The sequence below is a fragment of the Neorhizobium sp. R1-B genome, from assembly GCF_004368875.1.
Taxonomy (GTDB): Bacteria; Pseudomonadota; Alphaproteobacteria; order Rhizobiales; family Rhizobiaceae; genus Neorhizobium; species Neorhizobium huautlense.
Genome location: NZ_SOEM01000013.1, coordinates 1 through 17,408, shown reverse-complemented (window position 1 = coordinate 17,408; position 17,408 = coordinate 1). Strand labels below are relative to the sequence as shown.

General features: G+C 59.8%; 15 protein-coding genes and 1 tRNA gene. 4 read left to right on the top strand and 12 right to left on the bottom strand.

The window, feature by feature from the left end; all coding sequences use genetic code 11:
• The first annotated feature begins 65 nt into the window (after positions 1–65).
• Positions 66–1,253, top strand: coding sequence for an MFS transporter (locus EDE05_RS17650; protein ID WP_162712208.1), 1,188 nt, complete (start codon positions 66–68; stop codon positions 1,251–1,253).
• Here EDE05_RS17650 and EDE05_RS27270 read toward each other — a convergent pair.
• The 8 genes from EDE05_RS27270 to EDE05_RS17610 all read right to left on the bottom strand — a co-directional run bounded on the left by EDE05_RS27270 (position 1,250) and on the right by EDE05_RS17610 (position 9,080).
• Positions 1,250–2,032: a BA14K family protein gene (locus EDE05_RS27270; RefSeq protein ID WP_132412425.1), complete on the bottom strand. Its 783-nt coding sequence runs from the start codon at positions 2,030–2,032 to the stop codon at positions 1,250–1,252. The genes EDE05_RS17650 and EDE05_RS27270 overlap by 4 nt on opposite strands.
• Positions 2,033–2,178: 146 nt before the next feature.
• Positions 2,179–2,254 (bottom strand) — tRNA-Lys (locus tag EDE05_RS17640).
• 228 nt (positions 2,255–2,482) lie between these two features.
• The gene (locus tag EDE05_RS17635) at positions 2,483–3,400 is read right to left on the bottom strand and encodes a PhzF family phenazine biosynthesis protein (RefSeq protein ID WP_112796540.1); all 918 of its coding nucleotides are present in this window, start codon (positions 3,398–3,400) and stop codon (positions 2,483–2,485) included.
• A 62-nt stretch (positions 3,401–3,462) separates the two neighbouring features.
• Complete coding sequence (locus EDE05_RS17630; RefSeq protein WP_112796538.1) at positions 3,463–4,215, bottom strand: NUDIX hydrolase; 753 nt, start codon at positions 4,213–4,215, stop codon at positions 3,463–3,465.
• Positions 4,212–5,321 carry an endonuclease/exonuclease/phosphatase family protein gene (locus EDE05_RS17625; protein WP_105373515.1) on the bottom strand — a complete coding sequence of 370 codons (1,110 nt, stop codon included), beginning with the start codon at positions 5,319–5,321 and terminating at the stop codon, positions 4,212–4,214. The genes EDE05_RS17630 and EDE05_RS17625 overlap by 4 nt, the downstream gene beginning before the upstream one ends.
• Before the next feature lie 52 nt (positions 5,322–5,373).
• Positions 5,374–6,402 (bottom strand): ABC transporter ATP-binding protein, encoded by a 1,029-nt coding sequence (locus EDE05_RS17620; RefSeq protein WP_112796534.1) that lies wholly within the window; start codon positions 6,400–6,402, stop codon positions 5,374–5,376.
• Complete coding sequence (locus EDE05_RS17615) at positions 6,390–8,084, bottom strand: iron ABC transporter permease (RefSeq protein ID WP_132412423.1); 1,695 nt, start codon at positions 8,082–8,084, stop codon at positions 6,390–6,392. Before EDE05_RS17615 ends, EDE05_RS17620 begins: the two co-directional genes overlap by 13 nt.
• A gap of 12 nt (positions 8,085–8,096) precedes the next feature.
• Entirely contained in the window at positions 8,097–9,080 is a 984-nt protein-coding gene (locus EDE05_RS17610; protein ID WP_112796530.1) for an ABC transporter substrate-binding protein, read from the bottom strand.
• A gap of 239 nt (positions 9,081–9,319) precedes the next feature.
• Here EDE05_RS17610 and EDE05_RS17605 point away from each other — a divergent pair, with 239 nt between their 5' ends.
• Positions 9,320–11,221 carry a hypothetical protein gene (locus EDE05_RS17605; RefSeq protein WP_134102156.1) on the top strand — a complete coding sequence of 634 codons (1,902 nt, stop codon included), beginning with the start codon at positions 9,320–9,322 and terminating at the stop codon, positions 11,219–11,221.
• Positions 11,222–11,287: 66 nt separating this feature from the next.
• Here EDE05_RS17605 and EDE05_RS17600 read toward each other — a convergent pair whose 3' ends face one another.
• The gene (locus EDE05_RS17600; protein ID WP_112796525.1) at positions 11,288–12,514 is read right to left on the bottom strand and encodes a PLP-dependent aminotransferase family protein; all 1,227 of its coding nucleotides are present in this window, start codon (positions 12,512–12,514) and stop codon (positions 11,288–11,290) included.
• A gap of 199 nt (positions 12,515–12,713) precedes the next feature.
• Here EDE05_RS17600 and EDE05_RS17595 point away from each other — a divergent pair, with 199 nt between their 5' ends.
• The gene (locus EDE05_RS17595; RefSeq protein WP_132412421.1) at positions 12,714–13,166 is read left to right on the top strand and encodes an RbsD/FucU family protein; all 453 of its coding nucleotides are present in this window, start codon (positions 12,714–12,716) and stop codon (positions 13,164–13,166) included.
• 57 nt (positions 13,167–13,223) lie between these two features.
• Here the strand turns inward: EDE05_RS17595 and ilvC are convergent, their stop codons facing one another.
• From ilvC to EDE05_RS17580, 3 genes are all read right to left on the bottom strand, one after another.
• Entirely contained in the window at positions 13,224–14,243 is a 1,020-nt protein-coding gene (gene ilvC / locus EDE05_RS17590) for a ketol-acid reductoisomerase (protein ID WP_105373521.1), read from the bottom strand.
• Between the two features lie 39 nt (positions 14,244–14,282).
• Positions 14,283–14,936, bottom strand: coding sequence for a TetR/AcrR family transcriptional regulator (locus EDE05_RS17585; protein WP_112796521.1), 654 nt, complete (start codon positions 14,934–14,936; stop codon positions 14,283–14,285).
• 200 nt (positions 14,937–15,136) lie between these two features.
• Positions 15,137–16,039: an AraC family transcriptional regulator gene (locus EDE05_RS17580; RefSeq protein ID WP_112796519.1), complete on the bottom strand. Its 903-nt coding sequence runs from the start codon at positions 16,037–16,039 to the stop codon at positions 15,137–15,139.
• A 188-nt stretch (positions 16,040–16,227) separates the two neighbouring features.
• On the opposite strand from EDE05_RS17580, the gene EDE05_RS17575 reads away from it, so the two are divergent.
• Positions 16,228–17,274, top strand: a complete 1,047-nt coding sequence (locus EDE05_RS17575; protein ID WP_112796673.1) for an NAD(P)-dependent alcohol dehydrogenase — start codon at positions 16,228–16,230, stop codon at positions 17,272–17,274.
• Positions 17,275–17,408 lie beyond the last annotated feature (134 nt).

Here is a 17,408-nt window from a genome sequence, read left to right as displayed (position 1 = left end):
CGACTCATCCGAGAATGATAAGCGCTGCCAGAAGGGTCTTTGTTGGCGATCGGAATACACAGATCATGACACGCTGGGGACATGTCGCAATCGCCGTTATGGGTGGCATCGCAGCCGCCCTTCACGTCGGCAAAGTCCCGCCCGCGATTCCCATGCTCCGCGCAGAACTCGGCATCGATCTCGTCGCCGCAGGCTGGCTTATGGGCTTGGTGAGCGTGCTCGGGGCAGCTTGCGGTATATTCATTGGCCGCTTTACGGACTACCTCACCCACCGCCGGGCTATGGCCCTCGGTCTCGGCCTGCTCATTGCGGGAAGTCTTATGGGAGCCGGCTCGAATTCCGAAATGCTGCTCCTTGCGAGCCGTACCATCGAGAGTGTGGGCCTGATTATGGCCTCGGTCGCGGCACCCGGCCTGATCGCTGCTTCCATCGATGCCCGCGATACCGGTCTTGCATTTGCTCTTTGGGGTATCTGGATTCCGGCAGGCGTGTCGGCAATGATGATGATCTCGCCGTTCCTCCTGTCGGGTTTCGGCTGGCGTGGGTCATGGATCTTTGCCGCCGCCGTCAGCCTGATCCCGATGGTCGCGCTGATGCTTATAAAAGTCCCGAAGCCTGCTCATGCCGATCGATCCTTTACATCGCTTGCGACGGCGGTGCGCCTGACCGCCATACAGCCGATGTCATGGGTCATTGCCGGAATCTTCCTTGCCTACAGCTCCAGCTTTATGGCGGTCTTCGGGTTCCTGCCGACACTGCTCATCGAAGAAATGGGGATCAGCCTTACCGCCGCCTCGATCATGACCGCGCTTGCTGTGTTGGCAAATGCCGTGGGAAATGTATTGGGCGGCCTCCTTGCCCGTTGGGGCGCACCCCGCTGGACGCTCATTGCCGGCCCCTGCATAATGCTGACGCTCACCGCCTTTGTCGTCTTCGGCTACGGCTTTCCACTCTGGCTTCGGTATGGAGCCTCCGTCGCCTACGCGGTCTCCGGTGGCCTCTTGCCCGCAACGATCATGGGTTCCTTGCCTGTCTATGCGCCTCGCCGGGATCTGGTCGGGACGTTCAGCGGCTTCGTGATGCAAGGCTCCAATATCGGCCAGTGCTTCGGTCCGATGCTGCTGGCATCGATCGTCGCGGCCTCCGGCTGGTCCGGGGCGCCCTACTATATCCTTGGCACGACTTCGCTGGGTTTCGTCCTCGCCCTTTGTCTCCGGCAGATGGAACAACGAATCGCTGCGCAGGCGGCTTAGCCGTATGGCGACTGACAGGGGCGGCGTGGACCTCCGTCGAATGGCTGGTAACTGTTATCGTCCGGGCGATAAGAGCGGTAGCGGCCGAAGCACCATTCCTCGTGAATCCCTACCGGAGCAGCATTATCTGCCGCCTCAGGCTCCGCATAATCGGCCCGCATGCCGTAAGCCGGCTGATCATCATAGGGAATTTCCTCTGGCCGAGGAGGCCTCCCATCATCGTAGGACTGATTAGCGGACCTGGCCGCGGCATCCTCCGCGATGGGCGCGGCAGCCTGCGCCGGTGCAGCGCCTGGCGCCCGGCACTGACGCCGCGAACTTCCCCCATAGGGTTGATAACTGTTGTCCTCGACGCGGTAAGAGCGATAGCGGGCATAACACCACTGAGCGTGAGCGGCGTTGATCGATGGGGACGAAGGGGTTGCTCCCCCCACCTCCCGGGCCGCGGGCATTGTCTTGCTCATCTCATCAGACGGTTTTGGGCCGATCGAGGCAGTGAAGGTATTGTCGACCTCATTGCTTGCGCCGCCAACTCCGGAAGCCGGTGCAGCCGTCGGTGTTACAGGCGTAGGCGCCGCGGCAACCGGCGGCAATCGCTCTAAATTCTGCCCGGACGTGTCCACCGGCTTTGGCCTCGTGGTCCAGAGGTCAGGTGTGTTTATGTGAGCGAATTTATGCGGCTCTGGTTCGGCGATTACGTTGGCCGTAATGATCACTCCGCTCAAGAAGACCAGCACGAGCAGCACAAGGCTCGCCAAAAAGAGAAGGATGGGCTTCATGACCGCGCTCCCATAAAAGGTTTACGCTCCAAATGCCGGCCCAGGCCTCTCGGTTCCGCTTAAAAAAGCGAAATGGACCAAGGTCTGATTCACGGATGATTACACCGCGAAATCGTGCCCTACCCTCAAACCGTTGTCAGAAAGAATGGTGGGTGATGTAGGGCTCGAACCTACGACCCGCTGATTAAGAGTCAGCTGCTCTACCAACTGAGCTAATCACCCAAGAACCGACTGTTGCGAGGCGTCCTCGCCAGCGGTGTGAGGGCGTATAAAGGGGAACTTCCGGCTTGTCCAGCGCTCCTGCGAAAATTATTTGCCCGAGCAGCCAAAAAATCATTGCAGGTGAAACCTGCAGGCGTCCGAGTTAGGCCCAATTCCTTCTCAACAGACAAATGGAAACCCTTTCAACGGGTTAGTATCGGATGCGTCACCGTCGATAGATCAACCATATCAGATATCCAGATCACCTTCCGCAATCCTTACAGCCTGCCCGCCGATGCGGCCCCTTGCGATATCGCCGTCTTTCACATCGATATGCAGATGAAGGTAGGACGGCCTGCCCATCTCGATCCCCTGCTCCACCAAGATCGGATGGTGCCCGTCGGGAAGGGAATCGAAGTGGCGGATCGCACCCGACAGCGCCGCGACCGCCGCGCCCGTCGCCGGATCTTCCGAAATCCCCATATCCGGAGAAAACATGCGCGCGTGAAATTTCGCCTGGTGGTTTACGCCGCCGCGGCAATAGACATAGGCGGAAGCAAGTCCACCCTCGACAAACGGGGCAGCTTTCTCCCAAAGGGCCGGATCGAACTCGAGGTTGCGAACGACTCCGATATTGTGCAGTGGAATCATCACGAACGGAACGCCCGCGCTCCAGATCGAGGCGACGTGGTTCTCAAAGCCGATATCGCTCTGCTTGACGCTCAGCGCATCAGCCAGACCCTGCCGATCAAGCGGAAGATTGATCCGCTGTGATTTCCTGGGCAGGTCGAATTCTGCAAATCCAACCTCGCCCGCGCGCAGACGCACCGCGCAACGCACCGGCCCGACATTCTCCTCCAGCACGCAGACGAGATCCAAATCAACCTCGCCTGCGCGGTAGTCGCGCTCGGCAAGCGCGACCGCCGTGCCGACCGTCGGATGCCCGGCGAAAGGCAGCTCTCTGCCCGGCGTAAAGATGCGTAGCCGGGCGGCGTAGGCGGGATTTTCGGAAGGCTGCACAAAAACGGTTTCGGAAAGATTTATTTCCTTGGCTATGGCCTGCATGGTTTCATCTGCCAGACCGTCTGCGTCGAAAATTACTGCCAGCGGATTGCCGGAAAGCTTCTTATCGGTAAAGACGTCATAGATGCTGTAGCGACGCGCCAACGGAAACTCCCTCCATGATTCCGATCGCGTCAAACTGCCCGACCGGTTGGTCTCGCGCAACCCTATTCGGCAAGCGTTTGCCTCTCTCGGAAATACCAGTCGAGAACCGGCAGCATGCCGACGTTGTAGGGATGGGCGGCGTGATCTCCCGACCGGATCGCCACTGGTCCGGCAATTTCCTTGTCCTCGGCAACCTGCATATGCCGCTCGATCCGGGCGATCATCTCATCCGCCGTCAGTGCAAAACGGAAAAGGCGAAACAACGTCACCGCCCGATGAAAATGAGCCACATAATATCCGTGGCTTACCTTTGCGTCCTGCAGATCTATCCCCGTCTCTTCCAGCACTTCGCGCCGCATGTTGCGCTCCGGATCGCAGAAACCGTCCACGACGTCCTCCGGTTCGAAGGAGCCGCAGGCAAAATAGACCATGCCCGCATTGGCGGTATGCTCACCCATCCGAATGGCAACCAAGGCACCATCGGACGATTCCAGAACCGGATAGGCATAGATGTGAAGGCCACCGTGCCGTTCCGGCTGCTTTCGCCACCAGAGGAAAGTGGAGAAAGGAACGATGTGCCCTTCGCTGAAAAGACCATCCCACTCCAGACCTATACGCCGCTGCAGAATCATCCGGCCATCGAAGAGCGCCGGTTTGGCCGCGACCTCCCGCACCCAGTTTTCGGCAGCAGCCTCGCGTTCGGCAATATGGAAAGGATGATTGCCTGTGAGGACGCGCATCTGGACACTTTTCACGTGAAAGACGGTCCTCTCCCGCGGCCAGCCGCAAAAATCTTCGGAAAGGCCGGCGGTCATGCGATCTCCAGCGTCATCACGAGGGGACAATGGTCGGAAGCCTTCGGCCGATCCCAGCCGATCCGCGGGAAGCGCTGCACCTCCTGGCCAGGAGGAAAAACCGTGCGATAGGGTTGCCCACCTCTGACAATCTCCGGAATTACGTCCTGGTTGCGCTCCGCAAGCGCCGGCGATAGCCAGATATAATCCAGCTGGCAAAGATGCTGCTCTTCCGGACCACGGGCATGATAGAGGGTCCAGCGATCCATCACATCCCGCCGCTGCACGGGATTGATGGCAAAACCGTCGTCGGTGAAGACGTCGAGGGCGCTGACCACCTCCTGCCGCGGCTCGAACCGGTAACCCTCGCGCCGGGTGCCGATCACCTGCACTTTTTCCTGGTAGTCGTTCATATCGCCGCAGATTGCGAAATTCTTGTCCGCTGTCCGTCCCGTGCCGAAGCGACGTTCAACGATATGGCGAACCGCTTTTGCCTCTGCGACGCGGATTGCCATGGTGCCGGTACGTCCGTCGCCGTTGTCGCGGGCGCTGCTCATGGATTTGAAGTGGACGACGTAAAGCGAAAAAGGCCTGCCGCCGATCTTCAGATCGAGTTCCAGGCAATCCCGCTTGAAGATCTTGTCGTGCGGCTGGTTGGTCAGCGCCAGGTCGCCATTGAACAGGTCGAGATCCTGATAAGTCAACATCGCGTGGCTGCGCACATCGACAACCTCGATCTTCTCTCCATCGCGCGTCTCCTCGCGCATCAGTACCGCCACATCGATTCCGCGGGAATCGTTCCCCTCGACAAGGTACTTCTGGCGGTAGCCGTTACCGACCATGCGGTAGAGGTAGCCGTATTCGAATGCCTGCAGCGCCGGCATATTGTCGACCTCCTGCAAGCAGAGGATGTCGGCATCGGCTTCCGCAATGGCAAGGGCCGAAAGCTGGCGCGTGTCATCCGTCTCTGCGATCTGGCGGGCCTGTTCGAGCTGATTATAAATCGCCTTGTCCTGCACCTCGTAGAGCCTGAGCACGCGATCCTGGCGAAGCTGATTGCGCCAACCTGAGAAATCGAATCTGGTCATCAGGTTTTCGATGTTGAACGTGCCGAGACGCAGCGCCATCCGGAGGTTTCCCTATTCCTGTCAGCACCATAACGAGACGTTTGCCGAATGGCTACAGCCGCCAGGCCGAATGGATCGCAACCTCAAGCACGTCCCCCGCCTTCGCCGGCTGGCGGCTGAAGGCGCGCAAAGTCTGGCCGTCCGGCAGGGCAAGGCGCAACGCGTACCGTTCACCCTCGAACAAGACGGAAAGCACGGTAGCCGGAATACCGTTCGGCACGACTTCGACATCCTGCGGACGCACGAGCACATCGGCGGCCGGTCCGCTGCGGGACTTCGCCAGCATCGCCTGCATCGCAGGCCAGTCCAGAAGGCGCTTGTCATCATGCGGTGATGCAAGCGACAGGACCGCCCCTTGTCCGACCAAGCCACCGACGAGCCGGCCTTCCGGCCGTGCATAGATCTCTTCCGGCGTTGCCACCTGCAGCAGCCGTCCTTCCGACATGACAGCCACATCCGTGGCCAGCGCCATGGCTTCCGCCTGGTCGTGAGTGACATAGATCATCGTTGCACCCGAGCGGGCATGGAACTCGCGAAAGGTCTCCTCCATCTCCTGGCGCAGATGCCGGTCGAGATTAGCGAGCGGTTCATCGAGCAGAACCACGTCAGGTTCCGTAACCAGGCAACGGGCCAGCGCGACGCGCTGCCGCTGTCCGCCGGAAAGATCGGCGGGGCGGCGATCGGCGTAGCTTTCCAGCCGGACGGCTGCAAGCGCCTCCGCGACCTTGCGCTGTCGCTTCTCCCTGGAGACGCCGCGCACCTTGAGCGGAAAGCCGACATTTTCGGTGACGCTCATATGCGGCCAGAGCGCGTAGGACTGGAAGACCATCGCCATGTTGCGGTGCTCAGGTGGCACCATCTCGCCAGCGTCCGCCAGCACGCGTTCGCCAAGCAGGATGGAACCGTCAGTCGGCTGTTCGAAACCCGCAATCATCCGCAGAACCGTCGTCTTGCCGCAACCGGATGGCCCGAGCAGCGCCAGGAAGCCGCCTTCCCTTACGGTCAGCGACACGTCGTTGACCGCAGGTCTGCCGCCCATTTCGAATGACTTCGAGAGGCGGTTCAGGATCAGCTTCGCCACGGCACCACACCTTTCGGCAATCGTTTCGCCATCAGTTCCAACACGATCATCATCGCCACCACCATGACCACCACGAGCACGGAAAGCGCCGACGCGAGATTAAAACTTCCGCTGTCATCGAGATTGTAGATCGCCACGCCGAGCGTCTGCGTGCCCGCCGACCAGAGAAGCGCAGAGATCGTCAACTCGTTGCAGGCGATCAGAAAAACGAGGATCACCGAGGCACCAGCTGCTGGAGCCACGAGCGGCACGAGGATGTCTCTGAGCCGGCGGCCGAAGCCGGCGCCGGCAAGCCTTGCCGCCTCCTCGAGCGACGGATCGACCTGGCGGAATGCGCTGACAACCGGTTTCAAGCTTACAGCGAAGAAGCTTGAGAAATAGGCGATCAGGATGATCCAGATTGTTCCGTAAATGGAGACGCCAATGATCGGGATAGGCGCGGCAAAGAGCAGGATGAAGGCAACCGCTAGCACGATGCCCGGCAGTGCATAGGGAATTTCGGCCAGTGCCGATATGACACGGGTAAAGCGGCTTTTTCCTCGCACGAGGAAATAGCCGGTGAGCACTGTCACCACAAGGAGACCGAAGGCCGTGCCAAGCGAGAGACCGATCGAATTGGTGAAGGCGGTGCGCGTCACCGCCTGCCGGAAGAGAATTTCCCGATAAGCGTGAAGCGTAGCGGTCGAGGTGCTCAACGGCACTCCATAGGCAGGCGCCAGGGAGCTGGCGACGAGAGCCGTCAAAGGCATGAAAAGGATCACGAAGATCGTCAGCCAGAGTCCCAGTTCCGCCGTCCGGCGCCAACTCCCCAACCGGAAGACCGCGACTTGGCCCGAAAGGCCGATGACGCGATAGTCGCGTCCACGCAGCACCCTTTCCTCAACGGCAAGACCAGCGATCGACAGGATGGCGATAAGCGCGGATAGAAGAGAAACGTCTCCAAACGTGCCGGGACCGAAGCTTGCGAATTTCGAGTAGATGAGCGTCGGCAGCGTATAGATCGAGGCCGGGATGCCGAGGATCGCCGGGATGCCGAAATTGCCGACGCAGGACACGAAGGCAATCGCTGCTCCGGCCGTGAAGCCTGGTAGCGACAGCGGCAGGATGACATCTCTCAGCACCTGCCAGGACGATGCTCCGGCAAGCCTTGCAGCCTCCACCCCATCACGCGGCAAGGCTAGCAAGCCTGCTCTGAGCGAGAGATAGACGAGCGGTGCGTTCTGCACACCGTAGAGAAGCGCGATCCCCCCGATCGAATAGAGCGGCTGCGGCGAGCCGAGCGGCGGAGCGAGACCGATCGCCTTGAGGAGGGTGCTGGAAGGACCTGTCATGCCGATCCATGAGAGCGCCGTCACCTGCGGCGGGATCATCGTCGGCAGCATGAAAAGGAAGCCCAGCGCGGTCCTGCCGCGGATATCGAACAGCGTCAGCAACAACGCGAAGCCGCCACCGAGAAGCACAGCCGCGAGCATCCCGAAGAACGAGGTGAAGAGCGTATTATAGGCCGCCTGCCAGACCCCCGGATCGCCGAGCATCTGACGAGCGCCACCCTGCATGGCGGAAGCGATGCCGGTCACGGCCAGCCGCCCGAGCGGCAGCGCGCTGAGAAAGAAGATCACAGTTATGACAAAAGGAAACAGCCAGCGTGGCTGGCTGTTTCCCCGATGTGAGGCTCGCGTCATAAGGCGCTTATATCAGCCTTTGATGCCAAAGATATCCGAGAAGGTTTTGACGTCCTTCTCAGAGTTTTTCAGAGCTTCCGACGCCTTAATCGGCAGCACCTTGATCTGGTCGCGCGGCGGGTAGCCGGCCGGCAGATCGACACCCTTGCGAGCCGGAATGTAGCCGAGCTTTGCCGCGACCTTTTGACCGTTTTCGGACAGAAGATAGTCGATGAATTTCTTGGCAGCGTCCGCATGTTTGGTGGAAGCAAGGATTGCAGCCGGTTCGGTGACGGCGGAAACACCTTCCTTGGGGAAGACGAACTCGACCGGCGCGCCCTTGGCCTTTTCACGGATCGGCAGATAATCCACGACCACACCGTAGGCCTTCTCGCCGGAGGCGACGGACTTCAGGACCGCACCATTGCCGCCGGCAGCGATCGCGCCATTCGTCTTGAGCTGCGTGTAATAATTCCAGCCAAGATCCTGAACGCCTGCGAGCGTCTGGGCGTGAATCAACGCGGCACCGGATGCAAGCGGGCTTGGCATGGCGATCAGGCCCTTGGCTTCGGGCTTTGCGAGATCCGCCCAGCTCGTCGGCTTCATCGCGGCCTGGGTGTTGTACATAATGCCGGTGGTGATCAGCTTGGTGGAGTGGTAATAGCCATCGGCATCGTAGAGGCTCGGATCAAAATTGGCGGCTTCCGGCGACTTGTAGGCCAACAGCTGGCCAGCCTGCTTCATCCGCTCGAGAGTAACGGTATCGGCGATCAGAAGAACATCGGCGGCCGGGTTGCCGGCCTGGATCTCAGCATTCAGCTTGGCCATTATCTGCGGTGTCCCGTCGCGCACCCACTGCACGTCGAGCCCCGGATTGGCAGCCTTGAAACCATCAATGGTCGCCTGGGCGTCCTCGTTCGGCTGGCTTGTATAAACCACGAGATCGGCGGCCTCGGCAGCACCGGCAAGCATGCCGAAAGCCACGAGGGCCGTGAAAGCGGAGAGAAGGTTTTTCATCGGGGCGTCCCTGTTCGAAGATAAGCGGCGGACGATAAGCATTCCAGATTGACAGCCATGTGACAGCTTTGGAGAAACTTCAAGCTTTCACCGCACCAACCTCCAATTCCGCCGCAACCGCGGAAATTTACTTTATCAATACTTTTCCTGTGGCGAGGCTTCATACCGAGGTCACTCGCAATTGTATTCATTCACAAATCCTGCCATGCCCTGCATGGGGTAATATTGCGGGGCACAAGATGAAAAGTCGCGAGCACTGGGGCGCACGGCTGCGCTATGAGTTCGACAAGAGCATGGCGGGAGGCGCGATCGCGCTGATCGGCTGGCTGGCACTGATTTCGCTGATCGTCATCATCCTGGCCGGTCTTTTCCTCTCGTTGACGGGCATCGCACCGGAAGGCGGAGAGCCGATGGGTTTCATCGAGGGCGCGTGGGAATCGCTGATGCGCACCTTCGACGCAGGCACTATGGGCGCCGACCAGGGCTGGAACTTCCGCCTCATAATGCTGCTGGTAACGCTCGCGGGGATCTTCGTCTTCTCCGCGCTTATCGGTGTCATCAGTTCCGGTCTCGAAGAAACGCTGAGCGAGTTGCGCAAGGGCCGCTCCCGCGTGCTCGAAACCGAACATACGATCATCCTCAACTGGTCGCCGTCCATTTTCGACGTCATCTCCGAGCTGATCATCGCCAACCAGAGCCGCCGCAATCCGCGCATCGTCATAATGGCGAACAAGGATAAGGTGGAGATGGAGGACGAGATCGCCGCCAAGATCGCCGACCGCAAGAACACCAAGATCATCTGCCGCAGCGGCGATCCGACCGATCTCTATGATCTCGGCATCGTGAACCCGCAGACATCCCGTTCGATCATCGTTCTCTCGCCGGATGGTGACGATGCCGACTCGCAGGTGATCAAGACCGTTTTGGCATTGGTAAATGATCCAAACCGGCGACCGGAAAAATACATGATTGCCGCCGAAATCCGCGATGCCGACAATGCGGAAGTCGCGCGCATCGTCGGCGGCGGGGAAATGCAGCTCGTCCTTGCCGACGATCTTATCGCCCGCATTGTCGTCCATACCAGTCGCCAGGCCGGTTTGAGTGCCGTCTATTCGGAACTTCTCGATTTTGATGGCTGCGAAATCTATACGCTCGACCAGCCGGATATTGTCGGCAAATCCTTCGGCAATGCCGTGCTTGCCTACGACAACAGCACCCTCATCGGCCTTTGCGACAAGGACGGTGCAATCCATCTCAATCCTAACCCCAACCGGATAATCGCGCCCGGCGAGCGTGCCGTGATCATTTCGGAAGATGACGCCTCGATCAGAACCTGGTCCGGGGACATGGGCATCGACAAGAATGCCATCCGGCCGATCATCAAGCGTGGCAAGACGGCGGAGCGCACCCTCATCCTCGGCTGGAACCGCCGCGGGCCGATCATTGCGTCAGAGCTTGCCCGTTACGTGGCGCCCGGCTCGCAGCTGACGATCGCGGCTGATACGGCGGAATTCGAAAGCGAGGTCGCGGCCCTGAAGCTCGACCCCGCCCTCCTGAGCGTCCGACCCCGGGTGATCGATACCAGCAGTCGCCGTGCACTGGACAACCTCGATATCCCGTCGTTCGACCATGTCCTGGTGCTCGGCTACAGCGATGACATGACTGCGCAGTCAGCCGACACGCGTACGCTCATCACACTCCTGCAGCTACGCAAGATCGGCGAAAGAGCCGACAAACATATCAGCGTGGTCAGTGAGATGATCGATGTGCGCAACCGCGAACTTGCCGAAGTCACCCGCGCAGAAGATTTTGTCGTCAGCAACAAGCTGGTCAGCCTCATGCTCGCCCAGGCTTCGGAAAACGAATCCATGGCCGCGATCTTCGACGAGTTGCTGGATGAGGCAGGATCGGAAATCTACATGCGGCCTATGAGCGACTACGTGGATATCTCAAAGCCCCTGAATTTCTTCACCGTGGGTCTCGCCGCCCTGCGCCGCGGCGAAGTCGCGCTTGGCTATCGCCGCCAGCGGGCGGATGACCCGGATATCCGCAATCTCGGTGGCGTTGTCGTTAATCCGAACAGGTCAGAGAAAATCACCTACACCGACAGCGACATGCTTATCGTGCTGGCCGCCGACTAATCGGACAGCCGAAGAAACCAAAGAGCCTGCCGTTCCGCGGCAGGCTTTTCCCCAAGGACTGGGCGGTCAGGCCGCTGCCCGGATTGCATTGGAAATCAGGCGGCCGAGCCGCTTGATACCTTCTTCGATCATCGCCTCGTCGGCGCAGGAGAAGCTCATGCGCAACGTGTTGGCATTGCTGCCATCCGCATAGAATGCCTTGCCCGGAACGAAGGCGACCTTTTCCGTGGCGATCGATTTCGCCAAGAGTTCGGCGCCGTCCATGCCTTCCGGCAGGGTGACCCACACGAACATGCCGCCTTCCGGGCGCGTCCAGGTGGCGGTCTTCGGCATATACTTGTCGAGTGCCGCCAGCATTGCATCGCGGCGCTTGCTGTAGACGGCCTTGATCTTGGCGACCTGGGCGTCGAAACCGCGCGAGGCAACGTGCTCGATGGCGATCTGGTTGATCGTCGAGGAATGCAGGTCGGCCGCCTGCTTCATCAGCACAAGCTTGCGGATGACCGGCATCGCTGCAACCACGAAACCGACGCGCAGGCCCGGCGCCAGCGTTTTGGAGAAGCTGCCGGTATAGATCGTCCGGGTATTTTCGATGCCGCCCTTTCGCGCGATATCAAGCGCCATGATCGGCGGAATGGCCTGCCCGTCATAACGAAGATGCTGGTAGGCGGCATCCTCAATGATTGCGATATCGAGCTCGTCGGCAAGCGCAAGCAGCTTTTCGCGCCCGGCCAGGTCGATCGTCTCGCCGGTCGGATTGGAAAAATCGGCCGAAAGATAAGCGAACTTGACGCCGCCGCCCAACTTGGCCGCAGTGTCGCGATAGGCCTCCGGCGTGCGATTGCCATTCAGCGACAGCTGGTCATAGTTCGGCTCGTAGGCATTAAAGGCCGAAAGCGCACCGAGATAGGTCGGCCAGGTGACCAGAGCCGTATCGTTCGGCGACAAGAAGAGCTTGCCGAGATAATCGAGCGCCTGCTGCGAACCGGACGTGATGAAGACATTGTCAGGTGTGCAATCGATGCCGATCCTGGCGACGTCGCGGGCGATCCATTCGCGCAGCGGCTTATAGCCTTCGCTGACCGAATACTGCAGCGCCGAGCCGACTTGCGCACTGGAAAAAATGTCCGAATAAGCTTCCTTGAACGCTACGTCTGGAAACAGCGCCGGATCTGGAATGCCGCCTGCGAAAGAGATGATGTCGGGTTGGTCGAGCAGCTTCAGCAATTCCCGGATTTCCGAAGCACGCATGCGGCCGGAGCGCGTCGCGAAGATATGTTCCCAATCAAGCACGGAATGTTTCCTCTTATTTCAACCTTATATGTCCGATCTTTACACAAAGATCGATAGGTCAGCAATACTGACCTATCGGGTTTTTCCCGGTTTTCTCTTGTTTAGCATTGCCCGAACGCGCTTGCCAGAAGAGGCAAGAAAAGAGAGGTTCCGACTGTCTGACTCACAAGGATTCAGACAGCTCTAGAGGAGGGAAAACATGCTCAAGAACATGGATCCGGCGTTGAACGCCGATGTGCTTCACGCCCTGCGTTCGATGGGACATGCAGACACCTTGGCGGTGGTGGACACAAATTTCCCGGCCGACGCGATTGCGCGGCAGACGACGCTGGGCAGGCTGCTCAGGATGGACAACATTTCCGCTGCCCGAGCGATGCAGGCGATCCTCTCCGTGCTGCCCCTCGACACGCCGCTGCAGCCAGCCGTTGGTCGAATGGAGGTCATGGGGGCTCCTGACGAGATCCCGGCACCGCAGCAGGAAGTACAGGCCGAAATCGACGCGGTCGAAGGCCAGTCAACGCCCATGTACGGCATCGAGCGCTTCGCCTTCTACGAACAGGCGAAGAAAGCCTATTGCGTCATCGCCACCGGTGAAACCCGCTTCTACGGCTGCTTCCTGCTGACGAAAGGCGTGGTACCGCCTGCCGGCTGAAAAAGGAAACGCCACGCATCAATGGCGATGCGTGGCGCAGTCTGAAAAGCGGAAAGCTTAGTTGACGGTCTTGTCGACCAGCTTGTTCTTGCCGATCCAGGGCATCATGCCGCGAAGCTTGGCGCCGACTTCTTCGATCTGATGGCTGTCGTTCATGCGGCGGATACCCTTGAAGCGGGCCATGCCGGAACGATATTCCTGCATCCACTCGGAGGTAAACTTGCCGGTCTGGATGTCCTTCAGGACGCGCTTCATTTCGGCCTTGGTTTCTTCCGTGATGATGCGCGGACCGGTGACATACTCGCCCCACTCGGCCGTATTGGAGATCGAGTAGTTCATGTTGGCGATGCCGCCTTCATAGATCAGGTCGACGATCAGCTTCACTTCGTGCAGGCATTCGAAATAGGCCATTTCCGGCGCGTAACCGGCTTCGACCAGCGTCTCGAAGCCGGCGCGGATCAGTTCAACCAGACCGCCGCAGAGAACGACCTGTTCGCCGAAGAGGTCGGTTTCGCACTCTTCCTTGAAATTGGTTTCGATGATGCCCGAACGGCCGCCGCCGACGCCGCAGGCGTAGGAAAGCGCGAGCTCAAGCGCATTGCCGGATGCGTTCTGGTGAACGGCGACCAGGCACGGCACGCCGCCGCCCTTCTGGTATTCGCCGCGCACTGTGTGCCCTGGGCCTTTCGGGGCGATCATGACAACGTCTACCGAAGCCTTCGGCTCGATCAGGCCGAAGTGGACGTTGAGGCCGTGTGCAAATGCGATTGCAGCGCCATCGCGGATGTTCGGAGCGATCTCCGACTTGTAGATGTCGGCCTGCAATTCGTCAGGCGTCGCCATCATCAACAGGTCGCCCCACTTGGCGGCTTCGGAAACGGTCATCACCTTGAAGCCGTCGGCTTCCGCCTTCTTGATCGTGGCGGAACCGGCCTTCAGAGCGATCGCGACATTGTTCGCACCGGAATCCTTGAGGTTCAGCGCATGGGCGCGACCTTGGGAGCCGTAGCCGACGATGACGACATTCTTCGCCTTGATGAGATTGAGATCGGCATCACGATCGTAATAAACGCGCATTGTATGTTCCTTCCCTATGCGTGTGGGTTTGTTAATGGGTTATCGTCCCGCGGAAATGCCGAGCGTTTCCGCCGATTGTTTTTGCGTGCCGTGAAGCGTCAGGAAGGCTTCCACCGCCTTCTGCGCCTGGCGCGCATTGTCCTTGAGGCCCGGCTCGCCGAGCAGCATGCGCACATGCAGGTCTGACACGATCAGTCCATAAAGGGTGTGGTATGCGCTATCAGCATTGTCGAAACGCAGGAGCCCTGCCCGCTTGCCCTGCTCGATGAGCGCAATCGCTCGACGGTCGATCTGGCGGCGACCATGTTCGATGAGGAGCTTGCCGAGCTTGGAGCCCTCGCGGCCCGCCTCCGCCTTGTTGATCTGGCCGATCGCCAACCGGTTAAGCGCCAGCGACACGTCGCCCGCCAGCACTTCCAAGAGGTCGCGCGCAAAGAGTTCGAGATGCTCGCGCAAAAGGTCCGCCGTCAGGCGCTCGCCGGAACGCTCGTAGGTGCGGACCTTGCTCGCCTGATGGGCAATCATTGCGGCAAGCAGCCCTTCACGGTCGCCAAACCACTTGTAGAGGCTTTCCTTCGAACAATTGGCGGCACGCGCCAGACCCGAAGTCGTCAACGCCTTCTCCCCACCCTCCACGAGCAGCCGAAGCGCCTGTTCCAGAACGGCGTTCTGGCGCGGCGTAAACTCAGGCATATTCGTAGCGTCGGGTCTCACGGCGATTTTCCTTTCAGTACCGTACGGTACGGTTCTGCCTATAAAGCATCCGACGCGATCGTCAAGCCCGTTCTTTGACGAGTCTCATCGAGGATGAAGGATTCTGCGCTGGATGTTCAGCTCCCTGTGTCGCAGCGACAAAGCGCTCGAATTCCCGGTTGATTGCAGGTCTCAGGTCTTTATTCCGCAGCAGCGAGGATCGCATCTACGTCCCTCAGTGGCGACACGCCGTAAAGGCGGCTGTATTCCCGGCTGAACTGCGATGGGCTCTGGTAACCGACCCGATGGCCGGCACTGCCGACATCGAGGCCTTCCAGAAGCATAAGCCGCCGAGCCTCGTGCAGGCGCAGCTTCTTCTGGAACTGCACCGGCGTCATCGCCGTCACCGATTTGAAATGGTGGTGGAGCGAAGACGGGCTCATTCCGACATGGTCTGCAAGGTCCTCGATCCGCAGCGTCCTGTGAAAATTGGCACGCAGCCAGGCAACCGCTCGGGCGATGCGGTTGCTGCGGCTTTCCGACGTCGCGATATGCAGCAGCCGCGGCCCATCCGGCCCGGAGAGCACCCGATAGATGACTTCCTCCTCGATGAGCGGCGCCATGGCCGCGATATCCTCCGGCCGGTCGAGCAGGCGAAGCAGCCGCGTCGCTGCGTCAAGCAGTTCGGGCGTTGCGACATTGGCGACGATGCCGCGCATAGCGTCGGTGCTGGAACTCGGTCGCGGAACGTCGACCCGCTCCAGAAGCGCGGAAAGCCTGCCCGGATCGATTGCGAGGACGAAACATAAATGCGGCGCCTCCGGGCTTGCGACCGTGACGCGCGATGTCACCGGCAATTCGATCGAGGTGAGAAGACAATCCCCGACGCCGTATGCGATTGTCTCGTCCCCGAGCTTCACGCTCTTGGTGCCTTGCAGCACCAGGCAGATGCAGGGCCGGTAATCCATATAGAGCGGCGCGGACGGGACCGACCGCCGGCCGAGCACGAGGTTTTCGATGGCCGTACACACCTCCCCGTCCTTCGGAACATGCCGTGCGGCAATTGAGGCCGCCTCGTGGTAGGGGTTGAAGGGCAGTGTCATCGAGACCTCCGATCAGCAAGTGAGTGCTTCCACTAAGCTGAATTAGACCTCCGAGCCAACAGGTTTGCCATCACTTTTGCAGGATCGTGCAAAAAGCTAGCAGGATCGCTCTAACGCTGTTGCACAGCCCGGAGGCATAGTCCGGCCGTCCAATTCCCCCTAAACCCAACAGATGAATGGAGCTTTCCATGGCTATCGCTAGAGGCTATGCAGCGACCGATGCGTCGAAACCCTTAACGCCTTTCACCTTCGAGCGCCGCGAACCGAATGACGACGACGTCGTCATCGACATCAAGTTCGCCGGCATCTGCCATTCGGACATCCACACCGTTCGCAATGAATGGAAGAACGCCGTCTATCCGATCGTGCCGGGCCACGAGATCGCCGGAATCGTGACTGCTGTCGGTTCGAAGGTCACCAAGTTCAAGGTCGGCGATCACGTCGGCGTAGGCTGCTTCGTCGATTCTTGCGTCGGCTGCGCTGCCCGTGACCTCGACAATGAACAATACATGCCGGGCCTCGTGCAGACCTATAACAGCGTCGATGCCGACGGCAAGACGGCGACCCAAGGCGGTTATTCCGACCACATCGTCGTCAAGGAAGGTTACGTCCTCTCTATCCCGGACAACCTGCCGCTCGACGCTTCCGCGCCTCTGCTCTGCGCCGGCATCACGCTTTATTCGCCGCTCAAGCACTGGGGTGCCGGTCCCGGCAAGAAGGTTGCGATCGTCGGCATGGGCGGACTTGGCCATATGGGCGTCAAGATTGGCTCAGCTATGGGTGCCGATATCACCGTACTCTCCCAATCGCTCTCCAAGAAGGAAGACGGCCTGAAGCTCGGCGCGAAAGAATACTACGCCACCAGCGACGCATCGACCTTCGAAAAGCTCGCCGGCACCTTCGACCTGATCATCTGCACTGTGTCCGCTGAAATCGATTGGAACGCCTATCTCGGCCTGCTGAAGGTCAATGGCACCATGGTCGTCGTCGGCGCTCCGGAAAATGCCATTCCGGTCCACGCCTTCTCGCTCATTCCCGGCCGGCGCAGCCTCGCCGGCTCCATGATCGGGTCGATCAAGGAAACCCAGGAAATGCTGGACTTCTGCGGCAAGCACAACATCGTGTCGGAGATCGAAAAGATCAACATCCAGGATGTCAACGAAGCCTATGAACGCGTCCTGAGGAGCGACGTCCGTTACCGCTTCGTCATCGACATCGCCTCGCTGGCCGCCTGAGACAAAAAAGTCGAAACGGGAAGGGCGGTCCGCGGACCGCCCTTATACATTGAGAGGCCGGAGCGTCTGTTATGATGCTCCGGCCTCGTTTGTCATTGGGGTGATCGCAACACCGCAATGGCTGAGGGCAAAGC

Bases quoted from the DNA above. Each gene is read 5' to 3' on its own strand.
- EDE05_RS17575 (WP_112796673.1), top strand. From the start codon at position 16,228: ATGGCTATCGCTAGAGGCTATGCAGCGACCGATGCGTCGAAACCCTTA.
- EDE05_RS17610 (WP_112796530.1), bottom strand. From the start codon at position 9,080: ATGAAAAACCTTCTCTCCGCTTTCACGGCCCTCGTGGCTTTCGGCATG.
- ilvC (WP_105373521.1), bottom strand. From the start codon at position 14,243: ATGCGCGTTTATTACGATCGTGATGCCGATCTCAATCTCATCAAGGCG.
- EDE05_RS17595 (WP_132412421.1), top strand. From the start codon at position 12,714: ATGCTCAAGAACATGGATCCGGCGTTGAACGCCGATGTGCTTCACGCC.
- EDE05_RS17615 (WP_132412423.1), bottom strand. From the start codon at position 8,084: ATGACGCGAGCCTCACATCGGGGAAACAGCCAGCCACGCTGGCTGTTT.
- EDE05_RS17625 (WP_105373515.1), bottom strand. From the start codon at position 5,321: ATGGCGCTGCGTCTCGGCACGTTCAACATCGAAAACCTGATGACCAGA.
- EDE05_RS17585 (WP_112796521.1), bottom strand. From the start codon at position 14,936: ATGCCTGAGTTTACGCCGCGCCAGAACGCCGTTCTGGAACAGGCGCTT.
- EDE05_RS17630 (WP_112796538.1), bottom strand. From the start codon at position 4,215: ATGACCGCCGGCCTTTCCGAAGATTTTTGCGGCTGGCCGCGGGAGAGG.
- EDE05_RS27270 (WP_132412425.1), bottom strand. From the start codon at position 2,032: ATGAAGCCCATCCTTCTCTTTTTGGCGAGCCTTGTGCTGCTCGTGCTG.
- EDE05_RS17650 (WP_162712208.1), top strand. From the start codon at position 66: ATGACACGCTGGGGACATGTCGCAATCGCCGTTATGGGTGGCATCGCA.
- EDE05_RS17605 (WP_134102156.1), top strand. From the start codon at position 9,320: ATGAAAAGTCGCGAGCACTGGGGCGCACGGCTGCGCTATGAGTTCGAC.
- EDE05_RS17580 (WP_112796519.1), bottom strand. From the start codon at position 16,039: ATGACACTGCCCTTCAACCCCTACCACGAGGCGGCCTCAATTGCCGCA.